25 protein-coding genes and 1 pseudogene are annotated in these 23,893 nt (G+C 66.7%); 15 read left to right on the top strand and 11 right to left on the bottom strand.

What is annotated here, in order from left to right:
• Positions 1-228: 228 nt before the first annotated feature.
• Positions 229-1,728, top strand: a complete 1,500-nt coding sequence (locus BLU74_RS05910) for an ATPase domain-containing protein (RefSeq protein WP_089766311.1) — start codon at positions 229-231, stop codon at positions 1,726-1,728.
• A gap of 93 nt (positions 1,729-1,821) precedes the next feature.
• Here the strand turns inward: BLU74_RS05910 and BLU74_RS05905 are convergent, their stop codons facing one another.
• From BLU74_RS05905 to BLU74_RS05895, 3 genes are all read right to left on the bottom strand, one after another.
• Entirely contained in the window at positions 1,822-2,961 is a 1,140-nt protein-coding gene (locus BLU74_RS05905; RefSeq protein WP_089766308.1) for a DUF63 family protein, read from the bottom strand.
• Between the two features lie 85 nt (positions 2,962-3,046).
• Positions 3,047-3,496, bottom strand: a complete 450-nt coding sequence (locus BLU74_RS05900; protein ID WP_089766306.1) for an Lrp/AsnC family transcriptional regulator — start codon at positions 3,494-3,496, stop codon at positions 3,047-3,049.
• Between the two features lie 88 nt (positions 3,497-3,584).
• Positions 3,585-4,382 (bottom strand): inositol monophosphatase family protein, encoded by a 798-nt coding sequence (locus BLU74_RS05895; RefSeq protein WP_089766302.1) that lies wholly within the window; start codon positions 4,380-4,382, stop codon positions 3,585-3,587.
• Between the two features lie 152 nt (positions 4,383-4,534).
• Here BLU74_RS05895 and BLU74_RS05890 point away from each other — a divergent pair, with 152 nt between their 5' ends.
• Positions 4,535-4,813 carry a hypothetical protein gene (locus BLU74_RS05890; RefSeq protein WP_089766300.1) on the top strand — a complete coding sequence of 93 codons (279 nt, stop codon included), beginning with the start codon at positions 4,535-4,537 and terminating at the stop codon, positions 4,811-4,813.
• A gap of 36 nt (positions 4,814-4,849) precedes the next feature.
• On the opposite strand, the gene BLU74_RS05885 is transcribed toward BLU74_RS05890, so the two are convergent.
• Both BLU74_RS05885 and BLU74_RS05880 read right to left on the bottom strand, forming a co-directional pair.
• On the bottom strand, positions 4,850-5,824 hold the full coding sequence (locus BLU74_RS05885; RefSeq protein WP_089766297.1) for a biotin--[acetyl-CoA-carboxylase] ligase: 975 nt from the start codon (positions 5,822-5,824) through the stop codon (positions 4,850-4,852).
• Between the two features lies 1 nt (position 5,825).
• Positions 5,826-7,646 carry an acetyl-CoA carboxylase biotin carboxylase subunit gene (locus tag BLU74_RS05880; RefSeq protein ID WP_089766293.1) on the bottom strand — a complete coding sequence of 607 codons (1,821 nt, stop codon included), beginning with the start codon at positions 7,644-7,646 and terminating at the stop codon, positions 5,826-5,828.
• A 208-nt stretch (positions 7,647-7,854) separates the two neighbouring features.
• On the opposite strand from BLU74_RS05880, the gene asd reads away from it, so the two are divergent.
• The 4 genes from asd to BLU74_RS05865 all read left to right on the top strand — a co-directional run bounded on the left by asd (position 7,855) and on the right by BLU74_RS05865 (position 10,359).
• The gene (gene asd / locus BLU74_RS05875; RefSeq protein WP_089766290.1) at positions 7,855-8,889 is read left to right on the top strand and encodes an aspartate-semialdehyde dehydrogenase; all 1,035 of its coding nucleotides are present in this window, start codon (positions 7,855-7,857) and stop codon (positions 8,887-8,889) included.
• Between the two features lie 129 nt (positions 8,890-9,018).
• Positions 9,019-9,501, top strand: a complete 483-nt coding sequence (locus BLU74_RS05870; protein ID WP_089766287.1) for a redoxin domain-containing protein — start codon at positions 9,019-9,021, stop codon at positions 9,499-9,501.
• Positions 9,502-9,552: 51 nt separating this feature from the next.
• A complete protein-coding gene (locus BLU74_RS18405; RefSeq protein WP_139175663.1) occupies positions 9,553-9,744 on the top strand; it encodes a hypothetical protein in 192 nt (63 codons plus the stop codon).
• Between the two features lie 57 nt (positions 9,745-9,801).
• Positions 9,802-10,359, top strand: coding sequence for an HD domain-containing protein (locus BLU74_RS05865; RefSeq protein WP_089766284.1), 558 nt, complete (start codon positions 9,802-9,804; stop codon positions 10,357-10,359).
• A 38-nt stretch (positions 10,360-10,397) separates the two neighbouring features.
• On the opposite strand, the gene ilvD is transcribed toward BLU74_RS05865, so the two are convergent.
• The gene (ilvD, locus tag BLU74_RS05860; protein ID WP_089766282.1) at positions 10,398-12,155 is read right to left on the bottom strand and encodes a dihydroxy-acid dehydratase; all 1,758 of its coding nucleotides are present in this window, start codon (positions 12,153-12,155) and stop codon (positions 10,398-10,400) included.
• A 157-nt stretch (positions 12,156-12,312) separates the two neighbouring features.
• Between ilvD and BLU74_RS05855 the strand changes: the two genes are divergently transcribed.
• Complete coding sequence (locus BLU74_RS05855; protein ID WP_089766279.1) at positions 12,313-12,861, top strand: diadenylate cyclase; 549 nt, start codon at positions 12,313-12,315, stop codon at positions 12,859-12,861.
• Between the two features lie 116 nt (positions 12,862-12,977).
• Here the strand turns inward: BLU74_RS05855 and BLU74_RS05850 are convergent, their stop codons facing one another.
• The 3 genes from BLU74_RS05850 to BLU74_RS05840 all read right to left on the bottom strand — a co-directional run bounded on the left by BLU74_RS05850 (position 12,978) and on the right by BLU74_RS05840 (position 14,185).
• Positions 12,978-13,634: a MogA/MoaB family molybdenum cofactor biosynthesis protein gene (locus BLU74_RS05850; protein WP_089766276.1), complete on the bottom strand. Its 657-nt coding sequence runs from the start codon at positions 13,632-13,634 to the stop codon at positions 12,978-12,980.
• A 144-nt stretch (positions 13,635-13,778) separates the two neighbouring features.
• A complete protein-coding gene (locus tag BLU74_RS05845) occupies positions 13,779-13,955 on the bottom strand; it encodes a 50S ribosomal protein L37e (RefSeq protein WP_089766274.1) in 177 nt (58 codons plus the stop codon).
• Positions 13,952-14,185, bottom strand: coding sequence for an LSM domain-containing protein (locus tag BLU74_RS05840; protein ID WP_089766270.1), 234 nt, complete (start codon positions 14,183-14,185; stop codon positions 13,952-13,954). Before BLU74_RS05840 ends, BLU74_RS05845 begins: the two co-directional genes overlap by 4 nt.
• 433 nt (positions 14,186-14,618) lie before the next feature.
• Between BLU74_RS05840 and BLU74_RS05835 the strand changes: the two genes are divergently transcribed.
• Both BLU74_RS05835 and idsA3 read left to right on the top strand, forming a co-directional pair.
• Entirely contained in the window at positions 14,619-15,977 is a 1,359-nt protein-coding gene (locus BLU74_RS05835) for a ribonuclease J (RefSeq protein ID WP_089766268.1), read from the top strand.
• Position 15,978: 1 nt separating this feature from the next.
• Positions 15,979-17,025 (top strand): geranylfarnesyl diphosphate synthase, encoded by a 1,047-nt coding sequence (gene idsA3 / locus BLU74_RS05830; RefSeq protein ID WP_089766265.1) that lies wholly within the window; start codon positions 15,979-15,981, stop codon positions 17,023-17,025.
• 32 nt (positions 17,026-17,057) lie between these two features.
• Here the strand turns inward: idsA3 and BLU74_RS05825 are convergent.
• Positions 17,058-17,738 (bottom strand): annotated as a pseudogene (locus tag BLU74_RS05825) (haloacid dehalogenase type II).
• A 67-nt stretch (positions 17,739-17,805) separates the two neighbouring features.
• Between BLU74_RS05825 and BLU74_RS05820 the strand changes: the two are divergent.
• From BLU74_RS05820 to BLU74_RS05800, 5 genes are all read left to right on the top strand, one after another.
• Complete coding sequence (locus BLU74_RS05820) at positions 17,806-19,521, top strand: glutamate--tRNA ligase (protein WP_089766263.1); 1,716 nt, start codon at positions 17,806-17,808, stop codon at positions 19,519-19,521.
• 191 nt (positions 19,522-19,712) lie between these two features.
• Positions 19,713-20,042: a hypothetical protein gene (locus BLU74_RS05815; RefSeq protein WP_089766260.1), complete on the top strand. Its 330-nt coding sequence runs from the start codon at positions 19,713-19,715 to the stop codon at positions 20,040-20,042.
• Between the two features lie 121 nt (positions 20,043-20,163).
• Positions 20,164-20,700 carry a hypothetical protein gene (locus BLU74_RS05810; protein WP_089766572.1) on the top strand — a complete coding sequence of 179 codons (537 nt, stop codon included), beginning with the start codon at positions 20,164-20,166 and terminating at the stop codon, positions 20,698-20,700.
• 98 nt (positions 20,701-20,798) lie between these two features.
• On the top strand, positions 20,799-22,118 hold the full coding sequence (gene hisD / locus BLU74_RS05805) for a histidinol dehydrogenase (protein WP_089766258.1): 1,320 nt from the start codon (positions 20,799-20,801) through the stop codon (positions 22,116-22,118).
• A gap of 2 nt (positions 22,119-22,120) precedes the next feature.
• On the top strand, positions 22,121-22,954 hold the full coding sequence (locus BLU74_RS05800; RefSeq protein ID WP_175454577.1) for a class I SAM-dependent methyltransferase: 834 nt from the start codon (positions 22,121-22,123) through the stop codon (positions 22,952-22,954).
• 18 nt (positions 22,955-22,972) lie between these two features.
• On the opposite strand, the gene BLU74_RS05795 is transcribed toward BLU74_RS05800, so the two are convergent.
• Positions 22,973-23,398 carry a universal stress protein gene (locus BLU74_RS05795; protein WP_089766256.1) on the bottom strand — a complete coding sequence of 142 codons (426 nt, stop codon included), beginning with the start codon at positions 23,396-23,398 and terminating at the stop codon, positions 22,973-22,975.
• A 126-nt stretch (positions 23,399-23,524) separates the two neighbouring features.
• Here BLU74_RS05795 and BLU74_RS05790 point away from each other — a divergent pair, with 126 nt between their 5' ends.
• Positions 23,525-23,890, top strand: coding sequence for a HesB/IscA family protein (locus BLU74_RS05790; RefSeq protein ID WP_089766253.1), 366 nt, complete (start codon positions 23,525-23,527; stop codon positions 23,888-23,890).
• Positions 23,891-23,893 lie beyond the last annotated feature (3 nt).

Genomic DNA, 23,893 nt, shown 5'->3' with positions numbered 1-23,893 from the left:
GCCCGGCGGCGAGAGGACGATTCAAAGGCACTAGAATAATGAGCAGGGGGCGCCAGGGGGATATTCGAAGCGGTCGACCGACCTCGCGGGCGTCGGGACGGTTCGATCGGTCACGCGTCCGGCACACGCCGCCGATGGGCCCGTCACACGGCCTGGGACGGCTCCGAACGGCCCCACACGGCCGGCCCGGACGCCGACCTCGTCCCTCGGTCGACACCGACCCTACCTATGACAACCGACTCAGACGACGATCGATCCAGGACGGAGGCACCGAACATCGACCGGCTCTCGACTGGCGTCCCCGGACTCGATGAGATCCTGCACGGCGGACTCATCCCGGAGCGGAGCTACCTCGTTCGGGGCGCGCCGGGAACGGGGAAGTCGATTCTCGGGATGCACTACCTCACGGCGGGGGTCGAGACGGGCGAAACGGCCCTCTTCATCAACCTCGAAGAGCAGACAGCAGACATCAAACAGAACGCGGCGACGCTCGGATTCGATCTCGACGGCGTCGAGTTCCTGGATCTGAGCCCCAAGTCCGACTTCTTCACCGACGATCAGGGGTACGACGTCTTCGACGCGAGCGCGGTGGAACGCGATCCGCTCATCGAGGCGATATCCGAGCGCGTATCGTCGGTCGAACCCGACCGGGTGTTCGTCGATCCGATCACGCAGTTCCGAGACCTCGCGGGGGACGACTACCAGTTTCGGAAGCACGCGCTCTCGTTTATGCGGCTGGTCGGCGAACACGGAGCCTCGGTCCTCTTTACCACCCAGGCCACAGAGCAGGAGCCCGACGACGACCTCCAGTTTATGAGCGACGGCACGATCGAACTCGGGTACGCCTCCACCGGCCGCTCGATCGCCGTCCCGAAGTTCCGAGGCTCGCCGACGCAGAGCGGCGATCACGGGATGGCGATCACCGACAACGGACTCGTCGTCTTCCCGCAACTCGCGCCCGGTGAGTACTCACAGGAGTTCGTCTCGGAACCGATCTCCTCGGGGATCCCGGAGGTCGACGAACTGCTCGACGGCGGTCTGGACCGGGGGACCGTCACGGTCATCAGCGGGCCGACCGGTGTGGGCAAGACGACCACCGGGACGCAGTTCATGAAGGAGGCGGCCGGTCGCGGCGAACGCTCCGTGATGTACCTCTTCGAGGAGTCGGAGGCGACGTTCGCCCAGCGGTCGGAAGCGATCAACATCCCGGTCGCAAAGATGCGCGAGCGCGGGACGCTCACCGTCGAGGGGATCGAACCGCTCGAAGTCTCACCGCAGGAGTTCGCACAGAAGATCCGCCGGCAGGTCGAAGAGGAAGCAGCCGACATCGTGATGCTCGACGGGATTGCAGGGTACAAACTGGGCATTCAGGGCGACGAAGATGAACTGGTCACGCATCTCCACTCGCTCGGTCGGTATCTGAAGAACATGGGCGTGACCGTCATACTGGTCGACGAGATCCCGACCATCACCGGGGAGTTCCAGGCGACGAACGTGGGCATCAGCTACCTCGCGGACAACATCCTCTTCCTCCGACACATCGAGATCCGCGGTGAGATGCGGAAGGTCATCGGCGTCCTGAAGATGCGGACCAGCGACTTCGAGCGGACGCTCCGGGAGTTCGAGATCACCCGACACGGCATCAAAGTCGGCGACCCGCTCACCGAACTCCGCGGCATCCTCCGCGGGACGCCCGAATGGAAGGACGGGTCGCACGGGGGCGAGTGACGCCCCCGTCTCATAATGATTACTCTCACTTTTTACCGCCGAGCGCCACCCCCGCTGACGGCGCTCGGCGGTAAGAGACGAGAGTACTCATTATCAGACACCGAATGTAGCGCGGAGCATGTCACGCGTCCCCGGACCGAGACCGACGGCCAACACGGCGATCAAGAGTAGGATGGTGTAGCGCGGGCTCTCCTCGAAGATCTCCTCTTCGAAGACCCAGATGACGAACGTCGCGGCGACGAGTTTCACGAGCAGGAACGGCCAGGTGTCGCCCGTCACTGCGAGCACGGACGCCGGAAGAACGGACCCGGTGACGTCGACGACGAACTGGTTCACCGGGTGTTTCGGGATCAGGTTCGGGCCGGCACCGAGGGCGGTCATGAAGTCGAGTCCGACGACGTTCGCGACGCCGTCGACCGCGTGCCCCCAGAGGACCACGAAGCCGATCCCCCGGGTCCCGGCGTTGATCTCGGGCGCGAACCGTTCGATGAGGACCCACGTGACGGCCGCAGACACGGTCGCCCCGACGAGGACGACTCCCAGCACCTGTGGGTAGAACTCGACGCCTTCGGCGCCGGTGACCACGAGCGACACGAGATAGCCGAGCGTCACGGCGAGGACTGCGCTTCCGAGGCCGAACAGCACGCGGTCGTACCGGCCGATGAGTCCGCGGCGCGCCGCCACGACGGTGGCGACGACGACGACGAGTGTGATCGCGAAGACGGTGAAGTAGATGATCGGACTGATTACGAGCGTGTTCAGCGGGTAGGAGATGAGCGTTTCCGCGGCGGGTACGGAGTCGTTGGCGTCCTCGACGACGCGGAGTGCGCCGCCGAAGAAGACGAACGGGAGCAGCGCGTAGAAGAAGCGGCGATCGGTGCCCAGATCGAGCCGTCGGAGGAGGAAGACCAGGCCCGTGAGCGCGACCAGGAGCGTGATCATATAGCCCACTTCGGAAACGAGCGTGTAGCCGGGGTAGGCGACCGGTTCGGCCGCGTTGGCGCAGGCGGCCGTGTCGGAGAGGTATTCGACGGTACTCCCCGGGCGGATCGCACAGACGGCGGAGTTGGCGTCCGCCTGGACGGGCCCCCAGAAGTAGTGCCAGATGAAGCCGTCATAGACCAGTTCGGGACGGACGAGCGACCCGCCGACGAGGAGGGCAACGGCGGCGAGAACGCTGCCGATCCAGAGCCGTTCGGGGTCGGCGCCGATGCGCTCGGCGACTGTCGACATACACTGAAGCCCGGTTCGGGACGTGTTGAGGATTCCGGTCCGGAACGGAGGTGCCGCGACTGAGCGAAGAGACTGAGGAGAGCCGTCAGATCGGAAGCGAGCGGTCTTCGAGTTCGGAGCCCAGAATCACCATCGTCTGGGACCGCGAGAACCCGTCGATCCGCGCGATGTTGTCGAACATCAGTTCCCGGAGGTGGTCCGTGTCCTCGGCGTACACCCGGAGGACGACGTCCCACTCGCCGGTCGTCAGGTGGATCTCCTGAACGCCGTCGATCTCTCGAAGTCGTTCGACTGCGTCGTCTTCTTGCCCCTGCTCGATCCGGAGTCCGACGACCGCCGACGTGCCGAAGCCCACCGCCCGCGCATCAACGCTCGTGTGGTACCCCTCGATGATCCCCTCATCCTCCAGCCGACCGACCCGATCGTGAACGGTCGCACTCGACATCTCGATCTCCCGCGCGATCTCGCTGAACGGCGTGCGCGCGTCGGACTGGAGAATTCGGAGAATCGACCGGTCCGTCTCGTCGAGTTGCATGCACTCGTTTCGGCCCGGAGGAACTTCGGCCTTGTGGTTATCTCACAAGGTCCGCCAAAGCGCCCGCATACGCCGACAGACGGGCCGATCACGCCACGGGGTCGATGTCGCGGGCGGCCGCCAGCAGCGTGTCGTGGACCTCGCCGTTCGAGGCGACGAGGCCGACGGAGTCGTGTCGCCACCGGTCGCCCGCGAGGTCCGTCACCGTCCCGCCGGCGGCGCGGATCATCGCCACGCCGGCGACGGTGTCCCAGGGATGCGCCCGGAGGTTTGTGGCGACGCCGTCGAGCGAACCGTCGGCGACGGCCGCCAGTTCGGCCTGCGCACAGCCGAGGCGCCTGAGATCGCCGAAGCGGTCGACCATCGCCTGACAGGCCCGACCGTACTGGTCGCGCGCATCGAAGTCCCACCACATTGTCGGCGTGACGACGGCCGCTTCGGGGTCGTCCTCCGTCGAGACCGAGACCGGATCGCCGTTGCGATACGTCTGTGCTCCGTCAGTCCAGTACTCGTCTCCGAGAGCCGGGAGGGTGACCGCGGCCGCGACGGGGTCGCCGTCGCGGACGGCGGCGACGGCGGTTCCCCAGGTCCGGAGCCCGCGGACGTAGTTGTTCGTGCCGTCGATCGGATCGACGATCCATGCCGCGCCCGTCGCCGGGACTGACTTCAGCGCGCGAGCCTCCTCGCCGACGACCGCGTCGTCGGGGTACGCGGCTTCGATCTCCTCGATCACGGCCGTCTGAGCGTCGCGGTCGGCCTGCGTCACGACGTCTGTCTTCCCGTCTTTCTGTTCGACGTCCAGGTCGGTTCGGAACCGCTCGGTAGCCAGCGTCGCGCCCGCAGCGGCCGCCCGCCGTGCGACCCCGACTCGATCGCCGTGAGACATACCCAACGAGCGGGGTCCGCGTCTCCTAAGCGTGTCGGAGTCGCGGACTCGGCGACCGCGGGCGTCGGCCGCCAAAGTCGGCCGGAAGAGGACTAATTAACTCGATTCCGAGTCTGAGTACACTTTAGTAAATGGGTCCGTAGTAATACAGTATGAACCCGTCCGACGCGGCGAGACAACTCCGATACGCGGTTGCCTCAGACAGCGACACCTACGACTACGAGATCAGCCACTGGGAAGCGAACGCCTACGAGGACGTGTTCGCCGACGTCGCAGATCGCGGTGACCTGAACGACGTGATGACCGTCGTCGAGGAACTGGGCGATCGGTTCGTCGACGGAACGCGACCCTCGGCCGCCGAGGCCCAGCAGATCGCCGACGGCGTGCTCACCGCCGGCGGCCGCCCGCTCACGGACGGCGGCGAGAACTGAGGCAGTCGGTCGCGACGGACCCTTTTCCGACGTTCTTCAGTCTGAACTGCTGGGCCGCAGATGCTCACAATCGCCCGCAGTGACGACGCGGTCGCCGTCGTCGGTGCGGACGACGAGTGACCCCGGAAACCGGACGTCGACGGCCTCGCCTTCGATGGCCTCCGTGGGCGTCTCCACCCGTACGCGCCGGCCAAGCGTCGCCGCATACTCCCGCCACGCGTCCAGCACTCCGTCGAGACGTCCGTCATCGGATGTCAACGTCGCGAACGTTTCGAGAACGCGCTGGAGGAACACGCGCCGGTCGACGTCGCCGCTCGCTGCGCGGAGACTCGTCGCGCCCGGCGGAAGCGAATCGACGTCGACGTTGGCGTTCACGCCGATCCCGACGACGAGCCAGGAGACGCGGTCGGCCTCGCCCTCCATCTCGGTCAGGATCCCTGCGAGTTTGTCCGCGCCGTCCTCCGCCTGTGTCCCTGATTCGCTCGAATCGACGACGAGCACGTCGTTCGGCCACTTGATCCGCGCGTCGACGCCCGCTTCGCGGGCGGCGCGCGTGACGGCGACAGCCGCCGCGAGCGTGTAGATGGGGAGCTCCGACGGTGGCCGCTCGGGGCGGAGGAGGAGGCTGGCCCAGACCCCGCCGCTCGGTGCGGTCCACTGCCGGTCGAGTCGGCCGCGGCCACCGGTCTGTTCGTCCGCGACGACGACCACGTCGGCTTCGTCGGCGGCGGCGAGGTCGCGCGCGCGGTCGTTCGTGCTCCCGATCGCGTCGTGGTACTCGACCCGGTACGGCGCGTCGAGGTCGAATTCGATCGCCGCCGCCCCGTACGCTGGAACCGACTCGACCCGGTAGCCGGCGTCGCCGCTCTCGATCTCGAAGCCCGCGTCGCGGAGCGATTCGATCTGTTTCCAGACTGCCGCCCGCGATACGTCGAGTTGTGCCGCCAGTGCGGGCCCGGTCACCGGTCCCGCCGCGAGCGCCGCCAGGATCGCCCGTCGGGTCTCGTTCATCTCACTCGATAACGACGAGGGTGTCGCCCATATCCACGCTGTCACCCTCCTCGATGAGGACCTGCGAAACGGTTCCACCGCGTTCGGTGACCACGTCGTTCTCCATCTTCATCGCCTCGAGCACGCAGACGACCTCCCCGGCACCGATCTCGTCGCCTTCTCCGACCTCGACCGAGAGGATCGTCCCCTGCATCTCTGCGGAGACCTGCTCGCCGTCGGCCTCGACGATCACTTCCTCGTCGTCGCCGTCTGCATCGGGTTGCGTAGCCGCCCCGGCCGTTCCGGCACCGGATCCGCCCGAAGCGGCTCCGACGTCGACGTCCGGAATCGGCGGCGCACCCCGCTCTTCGAGATTCACCTCGAAGCGCTTGCCGTTGACTTCGACGGTGAACTCCCGCTCGGTCGACTCCGCGTCGTCGGCCTCGGCTTCGTCGGCCGCGGCGTCGGTCGACCCCCACCGCTCGACCGCCTGGTCGATGCGCTCGCGGTCCAGTTCCTCGTCGAGGTACTTGGTCGTGTGTTCGCCCGCTCTGAACGTCTCGTCGGTCACCATCAACCGGTGGAATGGGATGATCGTCTGGAGGCCCTCGATCTCGAACTCCGAGAGCGCCCGTTCGGAGCGGGCGAGACACTCTTCCCGACTCCCGGCCGAGACGATCAACTTCGCGATCATCGAGTCGTAGTCGCCGCCGATTTCGTCGGCCTGACGGACGGCGTCGTCGATGCGCACGCCGATGCCGCCCGGGGGGTCGTACGTCTCGAGCGTCCCCGTCGCGGGCGCGAAGTCGTCGGCCGCGTTCTCGGCGTTGATCCGATACTCGATCGCGTGCCCGTCGAACTCGACGTCGTCCTGGTCGAAGTCGAGTTCCTCGCCGGCGGCGACCCGCAACTGCCACTTCACGACGTCGATACCGGTGATCACCTCGGTGGCGGTGTGTTCGACCTGGATCCGGGTGTTGACCTCCATAAAGTAGAACTCACCGTCTTCGACGAGGAACTCCACCGTTCCGGCGTTGGTGTATCCGGCTTCGCGAACACCCCGTCGGGCCGCGTCGCCGATTTGCTCGCGGAGGTCGGCGTCGAGCGCCGGAGAGGGGGCCTCTTCGATCACCTTCTGGTGCCGGCGCTGGAGCGAGCAGTCGCGCTCGCCGAGGTGACGGACGTTTCCGTGTTCGTCGGCGAGGATCTGGACCTCGACGTGGCGCGGTGCTTCGAGGTACTTCTCCACGTAGACAGACGAGTTGTCGAAGTAGGCTTCGCCCTCGCGCTGGGCGGTCTCCAACTGTGATTCGACCTCGTCCGCGGAGTGGACCACCTTCAGGCCGCGGCCACCGCCGCCACCTTCGGCTTTGATCGCGACCGGATAGCCGTACTCCTCGGCGATGGCTTTCACCTCGTCGGCGGAATCGACTGGCTCTGTCGTCCCCGGAACGACCGGTACGTCGGCCTCCTGCATCAGCGAACGGGCTTTCGTCTTCTCCCCGAGTCGCTGCATCGCGTCGGCGCTGGGTCCGATCCAGGTGAGGTCGCTCTCCTCGACCCGCCTCGCGAACGCCGCGTTCTCCGCGAGGAATCCGTAGCCCGGGTGAACGGCGTCCGCACCCGCCTCGCGTCCCGCCTCCAGAACGGCGTCGTGATCGAGATAGGAGTCCGCGGCGCGCGCCGGGCCGATGTTGTACGCCTCGTCGGCGTAGCGCACGTGCCCGGCGTGTTTGTCGGCGTCGCTGTAGACCGCGACGGTCCGCACGCCCAGGTCGCGGCAGGCCCGCATCACCCTGACGGCGATCTCTCCGCGGTTAGCGACGAGGACTTTGCTGAACATTTGCCGATGTATTCCGGAACGCCGCACCTCTATCTGTCGATTCCGAACGAAGTGAGGTTCGACGGTCGTCGAACGTCTTGCGTCTAATTCGTCGACGGAACTGACCGTTCGGCGAGTGAGCGCGTCGAGAGTGAATCAGTTCTGAACGTCCGTGAAAGACGACGCGAATCCAAACCGCCTTATGTGTGTGTCTCCCACGCCAACGGTGATGACAGTACGTGTGGGCATTCTCGGTGCGACCGGTGCGGTCGGACAGCGGTTCATCCAACTCCTCGACGACCATCCGACGTTCGAGTTGGCGGCGCTCACAGCGTCCGAGGAGAGCGCGGGCAAGTCGTACCGCGAGGCGGCGAAGTGGCGCGTGAACACGCCGATCCCGGACGACGTCGCGGAGATGACCGTCGCCGCGACGACTCCCGATGACGTTCCGGACGACGTCGACCTCCTGTTCTCGTCGCTCCCCTCGGGCGTCGCAGCGGACGTCGAACCAGGCTTCCTCGACGCCGGCTACGTGGTCTCCTCGAACTCCTCGAACGACCGAATGGCACCGGACGTGCCGCTGACGATCCCCGAGATCAACCCCGGTCATCTGGACCTGATCGAGATCCAGCGCGAGGAGCGCGGGTGGGACGGCGCGCTCGTGAAGAACCCGAACTGCTCGACGATCACGATGGTTCCGACGCTCGCGGCGTTGGACGAGTTCGGCCTCGAATCCGTGCAGGTCTCGACGCTGCAGGCCGTCTCGGGAGCGGGCTACTCCGGCGTCACGTCGATGGAAATCATCGACAACGCGATCCCACACATCGGCGGGGAAGAAGAGAAGATGGAGACCGAATCGCGGAAACTGCTGGGCACCTTCGACGGGGCGGAACTCGAACTTCACGGGATGGACGTCGCGGCGTCGTGTAACCGGATTCCGACGCTCGACGGGCACCTGGAGAACGTCTTCGCCGAGACCGCAGACGACGTGTCGCCCGAAGCGGCCGCAGACGCGATGCGCACTTACGAGAGCGCCGACCTCCCGTCCTCGCCGGCGCAACTCATCCACGTCTTCGAGGATCTCGAACGCCCGCAGCCCCGACTCGACCGCGAGCGCGGCGAGGGAATGCAGATCTCCGCCGGGGGCCTCCAGGAGACCCCGAGCGGCCTGAAGTACAACTGCCTCGCGCACAACACCATCCGCGGCGCGGCCGGCGCGTCGCTGCTCAACGGCGAACTGCTCGTCGAAGAAGGCTGGGTCTGAGGCCCGTTCGACGGCGACGGCATTCGTCGATCGCGGACGTCGCTCCCGGATTCGTCTCCACGGTCGTGAACCGCGCGAACACGGTGCCCCATCACATTTTGGTCGTCCGGCCCGTAGCGGACAGACGAGATGTCTGACACACCGTCTGCAGGCGAGGAAGCACCGGCGTTCACCGCGACCTACAAGGGCAGCGATCACGAGACGTTCGACCTCGCCGACCACCTCGGCGACGGCCCCGTCGTGCTGGCGTTCTTCCCCGGCGCGTTCACGCCGCCGTGTTCGAATGAAATGGTCGCGCTGCAGGAGCGCTACGACGACTTCGCGGACGCGGGCGCGACGCTGTTCGGGGTGAGCGCCGACTCCGCGTTCTCGCTCGGCGCCTTCGCCGACGAGTACGACCTGGGGTTCGATCTGGTGAGCGATATGGGCGGCGACGCGATCGAGGCGTACGGGCTCTCGATGGACATCGCCGACCTGGGGCTCTACGGGATCGCCAACCGCGCGGTGTTCGTCCTCGACGACGACGGGACCGTCACCTACAGTTGGGTCGCCGAGGATCCGACGAACGAACCCGACTACGAGGAACTCCTATCGGCGGTCGAATCGGTCTGAGCCGGTCCCGCCGAGCGGAACCGATTTCTCCCGGACGGGCAAACGGCGAGTATGTCCTCGTCCCCTGCCCTCCGGCGGACGATTCGTCGGTGTACGGCTGTTATCGTGATCGGGATCGCTGTCGGCGCCGAAAGCGTCGTCAGATCGAGTTCCGTGGGTCCGTTGCTGTTGGCGGCGCTCGCGCTGGTCTTTCTCTTCGGCAGCCTCGTCTATACCCCCACGTGGGCCGTCGCCGACGAGTGAGCGGCGGTCCGGCGGGGCCGAAGGAACCTACTTGCTCGCCACCGTCGTACCCACCGTATGAGCGAAGAAGCAGTTCGGGCCGCGCTCCCCGAGCTCGACGCGATCGAAGACGACGACCTCCGCGCGGGCGTCGTCGAGGCGTGGACCACGGCGATTGCCGAGAACGATATCGACGATCTGCGGTCTGTGCCGTGGCTGCCACCGACACAGCGCGAACTGTCGCTGCGAGACGAGTATCTGATCGACCACGTGCGTGACGTGGCCGCGGGTGCCATTTCGCTCGTCGCGGCATTTCTGGATCGTCGTGATGCGGTGCTCGACATCGACACCGACATACTCATCGCGGGCGCACTCGTCCACGACGTGAGCAAACTGGCCGAGTTCTCGGGGATGGAAGACACCGCGGTCTCCGACCTACTCGGGCACCCCTATTACGGCGTCCACCTCGTCGCGCAGGTGGATCTCCCGATCGAACTGGCACACATCGTGCTCTCACACACGAGTCGAACGAACGTCGAACCCGCCACCATCGAAGCCGAGATGATCAGGCGCATCGACGAGGTGGCCGCCGCGGCGATCCGGTGGCGGGCGACCGACGACCTGCGGACCGTCTGAACGTACAGTGGCGGGGTGAGAACCCCCCGGGAAAACGCTCAGTCCTGCTTCGCGCCGGGGTTCGTCACGGCGCCGTTGGCTGCGGTCCCGAAGTCGGTGCCGTACTTCGCGAGCACACCGGAGGAGTACTGCGGGTCTGCGGGCTCCCAGTCCTCGCGGCGGGCTTCGAGTTCCTCGTCGGAAACGTCGACGGACAGTTCCCGTTCGGGGATGTCGACGGTGATCTCGTCGCCGTCTTCGATGAGTCCGATCGCGCCGCCGACGGCGGCTTCCGGGGCGACGTGGCCGACCATCGGCCCGCGGGTGGCTCCCGAGAAGCGACCGTCGGTCAGGAGCGCGACGTCGTCCTCGTGGCCCTGGCCCACGACCGCGGCGGTGACGCCGAGCATCTCGCGCATTCCGGGACCGCCCTGCGGGCCCTCGTTCCGGATGACGATGACGTCGCCCGATTCGATGTGGCCCTGCTGGACGTACTCCATCGCCGCCTCCTCGCCCTCGAAGATGCGGGCGGGCCCCTGATGGTGGAACTTGTCGTCGCCGGTGACTTTTAGCACCGCCCCGTCGGGCGCGAGGTTCCCCGTGAGGATCTTGATCGCGCCCTCCTCCTGGTAGGGGTCGTCGACGGGGTAGATGAACTCGCCCTCGATCTCGTCGTCGTCAGGCAGGTCCAGTTCGTCGAGTTCCTCGGCGATCGTTCGCCCGGTGACCGTCATCGCGTCACCGTGGAAGAGTCCGGCGTCGAGGAGTCGCCGGATCACGACCGGGACGCCGCCCTCCTCGTGGAGGTCGTTCATCGTCTTCGTCCCGCCCGGCTGGAGGTTCGCGATCTTCGGCGTCCGGCGGGAGATCTCGTCGAACTCCTCGATCGAGAGGTCGATCCCGGCTTCCGCGGCGAGCGCGAGCAGGTGCAGCACCGCATTCGTCGACCCGCCGATCGCGACCTGGAGTGCGATGGCGTTCTCGAAGGACTCCTTCGTGAGGATGTCGGAGGGGCGGACGTCGTTCTCGACAGCGTTGAGGACGGCCTCGCCCGAGCGCCGTGCGACGTCGTATCGTTCCGGCGACTCGGCGGGTGCGTCGGCGGTGCCGAGCGGGGCCATCCCGAGCGCCTCCGAGATGGAGGCCATCGTATTGGCGGTGAACATCCCGCCGCAGGACCCCGCACCCGGGCAGGCGTGGCGTTCGAGGTCGTCGAGTTCGTCGGCGCTCATCTCGCCCTCGGCGTAGGTCCCGACCCCCTCGAAGACGTTCTGGATCGTGACGTCCCGCCCCTGGTGTTCGCCGGGCATAATCGACCCCCCGTAGAGGAAGACCGACGGGAGATCCGTCCGGATCGAGGCCATCATCATACCGGGGAGGTTCTTGTCACAGCCCGCCACGGTGACGAGCGCGTCCATCCGTTCGCCGAACGCGACGAGTTCGACGGAGTCGGCGATGACCTCGCGGGAGATGAGCGAGGCTTTCATCCCCTCGGTCCCCATCGAGATGGCGTCCGAGATCGTGATCGTGCCGAACTCGATGGGCATCCCGCCGGCGTCCTCGACGCCCTCGATGGCCGCGTCTGCGACGTCGTCGAGATGGACGTTACACGGGGTGATGTCGGCTGCGGGGTTGGCGATGCCGACCATCGGCGAGGAGAGGTCGTCGTCGTCGAAGCCCATCGCCCGGAACATCGCTCGGTGGGGCGCTTTATCGGGGCCCTCCGTCACGTCGGTGCTGGGGAGGTCCGGGTCTTTCCCGCTGGAGAACGGTTCGTCCGCACCGTCCTCGCGTTCGCGTGGTTCCTGCTTGCTCATACACGGCAGGTAGTCGCAGCGGCATTAAAAGGCCACGCATAGGTCGACCGCCGGGCTTCTCTGTGTGCTCGGCCGGCTGATGGCCCGGATCGTCGTGTGGACGCGCCGATACAATCAAACCGACGTGGGCGTATGTTAATACGACTGTCAACTCAGTATGGTCCAGCACGACGCATCCAGAACAGATTACGAGACGAGTCAGCAGTTGATGGACCTCCTTCGGTACACCGCGGAGTCACTGAGCCTCGGGTTCGACCGGTGGGACGAACAACACGTATCCGGGCCCAGTCTCTACTTTCTCGTGGTCGCCGACGTCGACGTGAGCAGTTACACCGACCCGCTCGGGGCGAACAAGTGGCCGGTGAACCGCTGTCGGGTCATCTCGGAATCGGCCGAGGCCTTCGTGGAAGCGGCGAGAGACGTGGCGTTCACCTGCGACGGCGCGATCGTCATCGCCGCCGACGGGACGATTCAAGAACAGATGGTCCGAGTCCGGAGTCCGAGCCACCAGTCGATGGACGGAATCGATATCGAATACGCCGACTGGATGGGCACGAAGCATATGAGCGCACTGGAGGCATCAACCCGCGAGGAGGTGCTCTGGGCGGTGACTCTGAGCGAGGAAAACGGACGCGTCAGTTCGTTCTTGAACGGGACGTATCAGGACTACCCGCGCGAAGAGATCGGCGGACGGTGGCGGCCATAGGAGCCGCGGTCGGCGCTCCGACGGTGATCGGGGTGGGTTGACCTCTCGGCCGGGAGAGTATCGCCGTGTCGCAGTCGTCGCGGGACGGATAGCCGGACGAACCGCAGCCCTCTGCGTCAGTGCTCGTGACGCGTCGCTAGTCCCGCGAGATGCGGGGCCTCCGGGACGATGATCTCCTCGCTGCCGAGTCGAGCGGCGTTCTCGCTCCCCGGGAGGCAGAAGACCGGGACGCCCTGTGTGATGCCAGCGTTGGCGCGCGTGCCCACGACGCGCGTTCCGATCTCGGACTCAGACCGGCGGCGGAAGAGCTCGCCGAATCCGGGGAGCGGCTTGGCGAAGAGGTCGCTCAGCGCCTCGACGGTCACGTCGTCTGGTGTGACGCCCGTTCCGCCGGTCGTCACGACGACATCGACGTCGTCGCGGCTGACCAGGCGATCCACGGCCGACTGGAGGCCGTCGAAGTCGTCGCCGACGACCTCACGGACGCTGACCTCGTGATCCTCGCGCTCGAAGGCCGCCTCGATCGCGTCACCGGCCGGATCGTCCTCGAGCGTCCGGGACGACGAGACTGTCACCACTGCGGCCTGTAACGACCCAACGTCGTGGGCGTGGTGATCGTGACCGTCGTGGTCGTGGTCGTGACCGTCGTGACCGTCGTGGTCGTGGTCGTGGCCGCCGCGATCGTGACTGTGCCCACCTTCGGCGGGCTCGTCGTCTCCGTCGCTGTGATCGGTCTCGTGGTCGTGAGCGTCGGACGGGTCCTCGCTGCTCATACTGGGGACTTCGAATTCGACGGACAAAGGTCCCCAGCATTCGGCGGGGCCGATGGTGCGGCCGTAGACGCTACAGCGAGGGCTCGTGGGTCGAACGGTCAGAGAACCTCGGTCGCAACGCTGGAATCGAGAGACCTCGAGAAATCAGTTGTCGCCGGCCTTCGACTGCCACTCGTAGTCGCGACGCTTCGCGGACTTCCCGAATCCGCACGAGGAACAGACCTTCTTCTTGACGTGGTAGGACTTCTCGCCGCACCGACGGCACTTGACGTGCGTCGTCTTGTTCTTCTTGCCTTGACTAGGGGTGCCTGCGCCCGTCATACTTGTATCGTCACGACGTTGTCGCCGCGTATAATCGTTGTGTCTTCGACCGCCGTGACTTCCAGTTCGGCCCGGACGGTCTCGTCGACGTCCGTTGCCGGCTCGAGGACAGCGTTCATGTGCTGATCGTACCCGGCGAGAGTGCCGTAGTACGCAGTGCCGTCTTTCAATGTGATCGTGACGACATCTTCGAGCGCGGCTTCGAGAACGTCGAGGGGTCGACCGCTCATATCCCAAGCGCCTCTCGTTTCGGTATTAAATGTGCCGGACCGACCCCGAGAGGAGCGGATTCGGCGGGCCGTTCGGTGCCCTCGTGGGGGTCGGTGTCCGCAGGTGAGAGGCGACACCGCGCGTCCCGACGCCAGAGCGTTTCTCCGACACTGATCGCGTCGGACACACGAGTGCGGCCCAACCCGGTTAGTTTTTAGTACCCGGCCGAGAAGTCATCTGTACCAAGACTCCCGCGGGTAAGTGTCCGAGCGGTTCGGGCACGCGGGACCGACGACCGACGTGCTGCAAGACGCCGGGGCCGATCGGTCCCGAAGCCCGCCCACAGCGGGCCAGCGGACTCGACGGGACGTTTACGTGAGCACCCTCGCCATATCGTGAGTGCGACTGGAACAGCGGCACTCACCCGGTGGCTTTCGATGCTCGGATTCAACTATGGAAATCGAAATTGCGACAATCGGCGGATACGAAGAGGTCGGTCGACAGATGACGGCCGTTCGCGCGGGCGACGACGTCGTCATCTTCGACATGGGCCTGAACCTCAGTCAGGTCCTCATCCACGACAACGTGGAGACCGAAAAGATGCACAGTCTCGACCTGATCGATATGGGCGCCATCCCGGACGACCGGGTGATGTCCGACCTCGAGGGCGACGTGCAGGCCATCGTGCCGACGCACGGTCACCTCGACCACATCGGGGCGATCTCGAAACTCGCACACCGCTACGACGCCCCGGTGGTGTCTGCGCCGTTCACGATCGAGTTAGTGAAACAGCAGGTCGAGAGCGAGAGTAAGTTCAGCGGGAACTTCAACAACGACCTGGTGAAGATGGAAGCCGGCGAAACGATGTCGATCGGCGACTCCGGCGAAGTCGAACTCGAGTTCGTCCACGTGACGCACTCGATCATCGACGCGATCAACCCCGTCCTCCACACGCCCGAGGGCGCGGTCGTTTACGGGCTCGACAAGCGGATGGACCACTCGCCGGTCCTCGAGGATCCGATCGATATGAAGCGGTTCCGCGAGATCGGCCGCGAGGGCAACGGTGTCCTCTGTTACATCGAAGACTGTACCAACGCGGGCCGGAAGGGCCGGACGCCCTCCGAGTCGCACGCGCGGAACCACCTCGAAGACACCATCCGTTCGATCGAGGACTACGACGGCGGGATCGTCGCGACGACGTTCTCCTCACACGTCTCGCGGGTCTCCTCGATCGTCGAGTTCGCGAAGGACATCGGCCGCCAGCCCGTCCTGCTCGGCCGTTCGATGGAGAAGTACTCCGGCACCGCCGAACGACTCGGCTTCGTCGACTTCCCCGACGACGTCGGAATGTACGGCCACCGCAAGTCCGTCGACCGGACGTTCAAGCGGATTATGAAGGAAGGGAAGGAGAACTACCTGCCGATCGTCACGGGCCACCAGGGCGAGCCGCGCGCGATGCTCACCCGGATGGGTCGCGGCGAGACGCCCTACGAAATCGAGGACGGCGACAAAGTCATCTTCTCGGCGCGGGTCATCCCCGAGCCGACCAACGAGGGCCAGCGCTACCAGTCCGAGCGCCTCCTGAAGATGCAGGGCGCGCGCATCTACGACGATGTCCACGTCTCGGGGCACCTCCGTGAAGAGGGGCACTACCAGATGCTCGACGCGCTCCAGCCGCAGCACGTCATCCCGGCTCACCAGGACCTCGAAGGCTTCGCGCCGTACGTCGACCTCGCGGAGTCGCAGGGCTACGCGATGGGACGCGACCTGCACGTCACGCGGAACGGGAATATGATCCAGCTGGTGGAGTGAGATGAACTCGGAAGCGACGGAGGAACGGGTGCTCGAGGCGGTCGCAGAGCGACGCGAACTCGTCAACGAGGCGCTCGACGACGACGTCCCGATGAAGTCGCCCGAGCGGCTCTACGAGGCGACGCGCTACCTGCTGAAGGCCGGCGGCAAGCGCCTCCGGCCGACGGTCTCGCTCCTGACTGCGGAAGCGCTCGCAGACGTCGAGCCGCTGTCGGTCGACTACCACGCGTTCCCCGCGCTCGACGGCTCGGAGATCGACGTGATGTCGGCGGCGACGAGCATCGAGGTCATCCAGTCGTTCACGCTCATCCACGACGACATCATGGACGACGACGACCTCCGTCGCGGCGTTCCGGCGGTCCACAGAGAGTACGATACCGAGACGGCGATCCTCGCCGGCGACACGCTGTATGCGAAGGCCTTCGAGTTGCTCTCGGAGACGGGTGCCGCCCCCGAGAACGGACTCGAGGCCGTCCGACGCCTCGCGACGACGTGTACGCAGATCTGCGAAGGACAGGCGCTCGACGTCGAGTTCGAGCGCCGGACGGAGGTCCTCCCCGAGGAATACCTCGAGATGATCGAACTGAAGACGGCCGTGCTCTACGGCGCGGCGGCGGCGACGGCGGCGACCCTGATGGGCGCCGACGACGACACCGTCGACGCGCTGTATCGCTATGGCATCGACTCCGGGCGGGCGTTCCAGATCCAAGACGACGTCCTCGACCTGACCGTGCCCTCGGAGACGCTGGGGAAACAGCGTGGCTCCGACCTGGTGGAAAACAAGGAGACGCTGATTACGCTTCACGCGCGGCAGCACGGCGTCGACGTCGATGGGCTGGTCGCCGCTGCCGACGTCGAGACCGTCTCAGAGGCCGAGATCGAGTCGGCGGTCTCCCGGCTCGAGGAGTCGGGATCGATCGCCTACGCTGAAGCGAAGGCCGAAGAACTCACCGCGAACGCCAAGCGACACCTCGACGTCCTGCCGGACAACGAGGCCCGAGACCTCCTCGCGGACATCGCGGACTACCTGATCACCCGCGGGTACTGAGCGGGCGAGTCGGGCCTTCTGCTGCTCCGTTCTCAGGCCCCGAGCGCGTCGGCCAGAGCGTCCAGAGTCTCGACGGTGAGGGCCGGGTCCCCGGCCACTCCATCCCACGGGTTCCCTTTCCGGTCCACCCAGACGCCCTGCATTCCGGCGTGTTGTGCGCCCAGCACGTCGAACCACGCGGCCGTCGCGTGCGCGGTCTCGCGGATCGGCGTCCCCGTGCGGGCCGCCGCGTGCCGGTAGAGTTCGGCACTCGGTTTGAACCTCTGGACCTCGTCGGCGCTGATCGTGTCGACGAGCAGGTCCCCGATCCCGGCGTTTTCGACCATCGAGGCCAGCATCTCGGGGTTGCCGTTCGAGAGGACGTAGCAGTCGTACCCAGCCTCGCGGAGTCGTTCGATCTCCCGTCGAACGTCGTCGAAGACGTCCAACTCGTGGTACACCGCCAGGATCTCGTCGCGTTCCTCCGTGGAGACGTCGGCCCCGTGGGCATCGAGCGCGTACTGGAGCGCGTCCCGGTTCATGTCGTAGAACGGCTGCTACGCGTCGATCTGGTTCGCGACGAACGTGTACGCCAGCGAGCGCGACCGCCAGTGCTTCGAGATCGGTTCGGGCTCCGCAACCCGGTCGGCGAGCGCTGCTTCCGCTGCATCGACGTCGACGAGCGTGCTGTAGGAATCGAAGGTAACCGTCGTGACCCGGTCTGCGTCGAACACGGCGACCAGACGGCCGCCGGGAGGAAAATCCCTCGTTTGATTACCGGGGAGGACCCACCGACGGGTAATGGACGAGGACTTACGCGAACGCGTCGAGCGCGAGGCCGAAAAGCACGCGCTCCTGAACGCGGTCAAATACGAGAGCGACGCCGACGTCGGAGCCGTGATGGGCCCCCTGATGGGGGAGAATCCCGACTTCCGCCCCCACGGCGACGAGATCCCCGGAATCATCGGTGGCGTGGTCGGGCGCGTCAACGACCTCTCGACGGCGGAGAAGCGCGAGCGACTGGAGACGCTCGCACCCGAGGAACTCGCCGCGATCGAAGCCGAAGACGACGGCGACGAGCACGACCTGCCTGATCTCCCGAACGTCGACGACTACGACGAGGTGCGGATGCGGGCCGCGCCGAACCCGAACGGACCCTGGCACATCGGTCACGCCCGGATGCCGGCGGTCATCGGTCGGTACAAGGAGCGATACGACGGGTCGTTCGTCGTCCGCTTCGACGACACGGACCCCGAGACGAAGCGGCCCGATCTGGAGGCCTACGACGCCATCCTCGAAGACATCGACTACCTCGGATTCGAGCCGGACGAGGTCATCCTCGCGTCCGACCGCCTGGAGACCTACTACGAGCACGCCCGCGACCTGATCGATGCCGGCGGCGCGTACACGTGTTCGTGTTCGGGCGAGACCTTCTCGGAACTGAAGAACGACGGAGAGGCCTGTCCCCACCGCGAAAAGGATCGGGAGACGACCCGGCGGGAGTTCGCGGCGATGGTCGACGGCGAGTACGACGCCGGCGAGATGGTCCTCCGCGTGCGGACGGACATCGACCACAAGAACCCCGCGCTGCGCGACTGGGTCGCGTTCCGAATGATCGACACGCCGCACCCGCGCGAGGAGGCCTCCGAGTACCGGTGCTGGCCGATGCTCGACTTCCAGTCCGGCGTCGACGACCACCTCACCGGCGTCACCCACATCATCCGCGGCATCGACCTCCAGGACTCCGCGAAGCGCCAGCGGTTCGTCTACGACTACTTCGACTGGACGTACCCCGAGGTGGTCCACTGGGGCCACGTGCAGGTCGACGCCTACGACGTGCAACTTTCGACGTCGACGCTGAAAGAGAAGATCGACGCGGGCGACCTCGACGGGTGGGACGACCCGCGCGCGCCGACACTGAAGAGTCTGCGACGCCGCGGGATTCGCGGTGAAGCCGTCGTCGAAGCGCTGGCCGCGCTGGGCACTTCGACCTCGAACGTGGACCTCTCGATGAGTTCCGTCTACGCCGAGAACAGAGAGCTCGTCGACGACGAGGCCGAGCGGTACTTCCTGGTCAGAGACGGCGAGATGTTCCCGATCGAGGGTGGGCCGGACGCCGGCCACCCCCCGATACACCCCGATCACGAGTCCCGCGGTGAGCGGACCGTCCCCGCGGCCGACGGCGTCGTCGTCGAACCGGAGGACGTGCCGGCGGAGGGAGACCGCGTCTGGCTGAAGGGCTACGCGTGTGTCCGGCGCGAGGGCGACAGCCTCGTCGCGACCGGTGACGACATCGACGTGGTTCGGGCGGGCGACGTCGACGTGATCCACTGGGCGCCCGCGACGGACACCGTCGCCGTCCGACTGCGGACGCCCGACGGCGACGTCTCCGGCGTCGCGGAACCGGACTTCGGCGCGACCGAAGACGGCGACGTTATTCAGTTCGAGCGGATCGGGTTCGCACGCGTCGACGACCACGGAGACGAGGAATCGGTCGCGTACTGGTCGCATCCGTAGTCGGTCGCGGCCCGCGCGCCGGAATGTGGTCGGCGTCCCCGGAGGAGCGATGCGCTCGTTCGGCCCGAATGGGTCGTATCGGCGGATAATCCGGATAAAACGTCGCTAACTCGGGCGAAAAACCGGGACAAGCCCGGTTCAGGAAGTCGCCCGTTTAGGGGGCTCCACCGCCCCAATCCGAGTGCAGAGCAATGAACCGAACCACACTACTTGCCGCCGCACTCGCAGCGCTCGTCGTTGCGACTGGCGCTGCGGCCGCGGTACCCGGTAGCACAGGCGCGGCAGATAGCGGGACGGCCGCTCAGGCGGACCCCGGAGCGGCCGAGGACGCCGGAACGGCTGGGCCGCCGGACGATCTCCCCGGTCCGGTTCCGGACTTCGTCTCCGACATCCACGGGCTGGTCCAGCAGTTCGTCGACGGCACGCTGGATAGCCTCGGACCGAGCGTAAGCGACGCGGCCGGTAACGACGACGCAGGCGACGAGGACGTTGGTACCTCGACCGCCACGTCGGCCTCGTGATAGTGCGGACCGGTACCACTATTTGAACGAGGCACGAGACCGAAACACAGCGGTTCCGCCCTGGCCTCACAGCGGAATGCCGGTCCGCGGGGACCCCGGGGCGGGCACTCACCCGAACACTATGGAAGGAAAATTCATCATCGTCATCGCGCTACTCGTGGCAATCGGCGGCGGCGTCGCCGTCGTCGGCGGAGACCTACTGCCGGGTGGAGACGGGGCGAGCGCGGAGCCCTTCCCGACGCAGACGGCCACGGCGACACCGTCGACCGAGACGGCCACTGACGGGAACGGAACGACGGCAACGGCGACGCCGCGGCCGCCGTTCGGCTTCGCGATCGAGAACATCGAGAACTGCGGGCAGACCTGCCGGGACGTCACCTCGACGCTACGGAACCAGCAGGACACGACAGCCGAAGACGTCACCGTCTACACGCGGATCTTCGCCGGCCAGGGGACCGACGGCGACGTCGTCTGGCAGGGGAACGAGTCCGTCGGGACGCTTGGGGCCGGCGAGTCGTACACGACGACGCGGCAGGTCGAACTATCGTTCTCGGAAGCGCTGAAGATCCAGAACGACGACGGCTGGATCACCGTCCAGACGACCGTGGAGACGGCCGACCAGACCGTGACGTTCAGCGACGAGCGACAGGTCGCGTAACGCGACCGGCCGCGGGTCACCCGACCGGCGGCTTTCGCGCCGAACGCGAGACCTGTCGTTCCGGAACGTCCTTACCCACCCGCGTCGAATCGAGCCGTATGGATCTGGAAGTTCGGGCCATCTCCGAGCTCTCCCCCGACGAGCGCGCGGCAATTTTTGAGCGCGACGCGGGAGTGACGGAGGTCCGAAGCGACGTCGAGGAGATTGTCGAGCGCGTCCGGACCGAGGGAGACGTCGCCGTCCGCGAGTTCTGCAGAGAGTTCGACGACGTCGAGGTCGGGAATCTCGACGTGACTGACGCGGCCGAGCGGGCATACGACGAGATCGACGACGACGTCCGAGAGGCGATCGAGACCGCCGCAGCCAACGTCAGGGAGTTCCACGAGCGGCAGATGCCCGAAGACTGGCGGGCGTCGTTCGGCGCCGAGGGGGACGCGAAGGGATCCGAGGCGGGCGTCAGGGAACTCGGCCGGCGGTTCCGACCCCTCGAGCGCGTCGGCGTCTACGCGCCCGGCGGCACCGCTGCGTACCCCTCCAGTGTGATTATGGGCGTCGTGCCCGCGACGGTCGCGGGCGTCGACCACGTGGCGCTCGCGACGCCACCGGCCGAGGAACTGAACCCGGTGACGCTCGCGGCCGCAGACGTCGCCGGCGCGGACCGGATCTACAGCGTCGGCGGAGCGCAGGCGATCAGCGCGCTCGCGTATGGGACCGAGAGCGTCACGTCGGTCCAGAAGATCGTCGGCCCGGGCAACAAGTGGGTGACTGCGGCCAAGGCCACCGTCCGCGGCGACGTCGATATCGACTTCCTCGCGGGGCCGTCGGAGATCTTGGTGCTGGCGGACGAGACCGCCGATCCCGGCCTCGTCGCCGCCGACCTCCTCGCGCAGGCCGAACACGACCCCGCTGCCTCGGTGGTCGCCGTGACCGATAGCGAGTCGGTCGCCACGGACATCGTCAGTGAGGTGAGTGCACGGATCGAGGACCGCGAGCGGGCCGACGTGATCCGCGAGGCACTGGCGAACGACGCCTCCGGTGTCCTCCACGCGCGGTCGATGTCCGAGGCGGTGCTGTTCGCCGAGGAGTACGCCGCAGAGCACCTCTCGATCCAGGCCGAGGACGACGAGGCATTGCTCGATCGGATCACGAACGCCGGGAGCGTCTTCCTCGGCCCGTCGACCCCGGTCGCGGCGGGCGATTATGCCTCGGGGACGAACCACGTGCTCCCCACGTCGGGGGGCGCGAAGCGCGAGGGCGGACTCTCCGTGGACACGTTCCTCCGCTCGACGACGGTACAGCGACTCGATCGGTCGGGGCTCGAGTCCCTCTCGGAGACGATCACCACGCTCGCGGAGGCCGAGGGGCTCGAAGCCCACGCCGAGAGCGTCCGTGCGCGGTTCGACACCGGTTCGGAGTAGCGATGCCCGGCCGCCGCCCGCTGACGTTCGCCGACGCGTGCCGGGCCGTGCTGGCCGACCCGGCGGCGGCGCACTCGATGGACACGACGCTGGCCCCTGTGCACGCCCGGACCGTCCCCGAGGACTGGGGCGAGCGTCGGTCACAGCTCGTCCGGCGTCGCGTTCCGACCGGCGTCGACCGCGTCCTCGAACTCGGCTGTGGCCTCGGCGCGCTCTTGGCGCCACTCGGGACGCACTACGAAGTCGTCGGGGCCGACGATCGACGGGCCCACCTCCGGTTTCCGGCCGCCCGTGGGGAGTCAGTCGTCTGCGGTCGGCCGGTCGCGCCACCGGTCCACAGCGCGTTCGACGCGGTCTGCGTCCTCGAACCCGCAGTGGCCCGGCACTCGGCCTTCGACGTCTGTGGCGGAGCCTACGTCGCGCTCAGGCCCGGTGGGATCGTGATCCTCGCCGCCCCCACCGATCCCGAGGCGGTGTTCGATCCGGAGGTAGAGACCTACCGCGGGTCGAGATACCGGCTCGAACGCGCCGTCGACATCGGGAGCGACGACGTCGTCAGCATCGACTACCGCGTCACGGATCGGCGCGACGGCGACTCGGTGGTGACGAGCGAGCAACGGCCGCTCGAACTCACCTCGACGGAGGGCCTCACCGCAGCACTCCGGTCCGCGGGGTTCACGAACGTCCGCGTCGCCGGGGAGAGCGATCTGCCGGGCGTCGTCGTCGGGACCGGCGTCAGACCGATCGACAACGGCCCGCCGGGCGGCGACCGAACGGCCCACTCGTTGGACCCAGCGGAAACCGGGGGATGGGCGGACGATCGATCGGACGAGTGAGCGGACGAGTGAGCGCCCTCAGTCGGACTCGGCCCCACTGATCGTCAAGACGGGTCTCTGTGAGTGTCGGACGACGCGTTCGGTCGTGCTTCCGAGGAGATACCGATCCAGGCCGCGACGGCCGTGGGTTCCCATCACGACGACGTCGGCGTCGACGCTGTCGGCGTAGTCGAGGATCGTCTCCACGGGGTCGCCCGTCTCGACGCTGTCGACGATCCTGACGCCGCCGACCCGATCGGTCGCCGTTTCGAGGATCTGCTCGCCTTCCGCCTCCAGCGCGTCGACGACCTGACCGCCGAGAGTGGTGACACTATCGCGGTTGGTGTCGGCGACGTACAACAGATGTACCGTCGCATCAGCGGTCCGGGCAAGTTCGACGGCGTGGTCGAGTGCGGCGGCCGCCTGATCGCTTCCGTCGGTTGGAACGAGGATCATCTCGTACATACCGGACCGTTCGCGGAGGAGAATGATATATGTCGTGTCGGGGATCGCGCGTGAGATGTAACCAGTTGTGGTTTCGCATCGGCCGACAGCGTTAGCATTAACATCGTCGGTGTTGTAACCGGTTGTATGAGCACTGAATCGGCCGAAAGTGACGCCGGTACCGCGGTGACCGTCACCCGGGAGGCCGCCGCGGAAGCCCTCGATCTCATCGAGTCCGAGGGACTCGATACTGACGTTGCTGGACTCCGACTGTTCGTCCAACAGGGCGGCTGTGCGGGGCTCTCCTACGGGATGCGGTTCGACACCGAACCCGAGAGCGACGACGCGATCGTCGAACAGCACGGGCTTCGCGTATTCGTCGATCCAGCGAGCCAGAACTACGTTGGCGGGTCGACGCTGCGCTACGAAGGAGGCCTCCAGGGCGCGGGGTTCCACGTCGAGAACCCGAACGTCGTGAGCGAGTGTGGGTGTGGCGAATCCTTCCGTACCTGACGC

Origin of the sequence: Halobellus clavatus (assembly GCF_900107195.1) — an archaeon.
GTDB classification, from domain to species: Archaea; Halobacteriota; Halobacteria; order Halobacteriales; family Haloferacaceae; genus Haloquadratum; species Haloquadratum clavatum.
This window is presented reverse-complemented; position numbering and strand designations above follow the sequence as displayed.

Bases quoted from the DNA above. Each gene is read 5' to 3' on its own strand.
- BLU74_RS05890 (WP_089766300.1), top strand. From the start codon at position 4,535: ATGAACCCGTCCGACGCGGCGAGACAACTCCGATACGCGGTTGCCTCA.
- BLU74_RS05845 (WP_089766274.1), bottom strand. From the start codon at position 13,955: ATGACGGGCGCAGGCACCCCTAGTCAAGGCAAGAAGAACAAGACGACG.
- BLU74_RS05795 (WP_089766256.1), bottom strand. From the start codon at position 23,398: ATGTACGAGATGATCCTCGTTCCAACCGACGGAAGCGATCAGGCGGCC.
- BLU74_RS18405 (WP_139175663.1), top strand. From the start codon at position 9,553: ATGTCCTCGTCCCCTGCCCTCCGGCGGACGATTCGTCGGTGTACGGCT.
- BLU74_RS05835 (WP_089766268.1), top strand. From the start codon at position 14,619: ATGGAAATCGAAATTGCGACAATCGGCGGATACGAAGAGGTCGGTCGA.
- BLU74_RS05800 (WP_175454577.1), top strand. From the start codon at position 22,121: ATGCCCGGCCGCCGCCCGCTGACGTTCGCCGACGCGTGCCGGGCCGTG.
- BLU74_RS05820 (WP_089766263.1), top strand. From the start codon at position 17,806: ATGGACGAGGACTTACGCGAACGCGTCGAGCGCGAGGCCGAAAAGCAC.
- BLU74_RS05855 (WP_089766279.1), top strand. From the start codon at position 12,313: ATGGTCCAGCACGACGCATCCAGAACAGATTACGAGACGAGTCAGCAG.
- BLU74_RS05880 (WP_089766293.1), bottom strand. From the start codon at position 7,646: ATGTTCAGCAAAGTCCTCGTCGCTAACCGCGGAGAGATCGCCGTCAGG.
- BLU74_RS05810 (WP_089766572.1), top strand. From the start codon at position 20,164: ATGGAAGGAAAATTCATCATCGTCATCGCGCTACTCGTGGCAATCGGC.
- asd (WP_089766290.1), top strand. From the start codon at position 7,855: ATGACAGTACGTGTGGGCATTCTCGGTGCGACCGGTGCGGTCGGACAG.
- BLU74_RS05865 (WP_089766284.1), top strand. From the start codon at position 9,802: ATGAGCGAAGAAGCAGTTCGGGCCGCGCTCCCCGAGCTCGACGCGATC.
- BLU74_RS05840 (WP_089766270.1), bottom strand. From the start codon at position 14,185: ATGAGCGGTCGACCCCTCGACGTTCTCGAAGCCGCGCTCGAAGATGTC.
- BLU74_RS05870 (WP_089766287.1), top strand. From the start codon at position 9,019: ATGTCTGACACACCGTCTGCAGGCGAGGAAGCACCGGCGTTCACCGCG.
- idsA3 (WP_089766265.1), top strand. From the start codon at position 15,979: ATGAACTCGGAAGCGACGGAGGAACGGGTGCTCGAGGCGGTCGCAGAG.
- ilvD (WP_089766282.1), bottom strand. From the start codon at position 12,155: ATGAGCAAGCAGGAACCACGCGAACGCGAGGACGGTGCGGACGAACCG.
- BLU74_RS05900 (WP_089766306.1), bottom strand. From the start codon at position 3,496: ATGCAACTCGACGAGACGGACCGGTCGATTCTCCGAATTCTCCAGTCC.
- BLU74_RS05850 (WP_089766276.1), bottom strand. From the start codon at position 13,634: ATGAGCAGCGAGGACCCGTCCGACGCTCACGACCACGAGACCGATCAC.
- BLU74_RS05895 (WP_089766302.1), bottom strand. From the start codon at position 4,382: ATGTCTCACGGCGATCGAGTCGGGGTCGCACGGCGGGCGGCCGCTGCG.
- BLU74_RS05790 (WP_089766253.1), top strand. From the start codon at position 23,525: ATGAGCACTGAATCGGCCGAAAGTGACGCCGGTACCGCGGTGACCGTC.
- BLU74_RS05885 (WP_089766297.1), bottom strand. From the start codon at position 5,824: ATGAACGAGACCCGACGGGCGATCCTGGCGGCGCTCGCGGCGGGACCG.
- BLU74_RS05815 (WP_089766260.1), top strand. From the start codon at position 19,713: ATGAACCGAACCACACTACTTGCCGCCGCACTCGCAGCGCTCGTCGTT.
- BLU74_RS05905 (WP_089766308.1), bottom strand. From the start codon at position 2,961: ATGTCGACAGTCGCCGAGCGCATCGGCGCCGACCCCGAACGGCTCTGG.
- BLU74_RS05910 (WP_089766311.1), top strand. From the start codon at position 229: ATGACAACCGACTCAGACGACGATCGATCCAGGACGGAGGCACCGAAC.
- hisD (WP_089766258.1), top strand. From the start codon at position 20,799: ATGGATCTGGAAGTTCGGGCCATCTCCGAGCTCTCCCCCGACGAGCGC.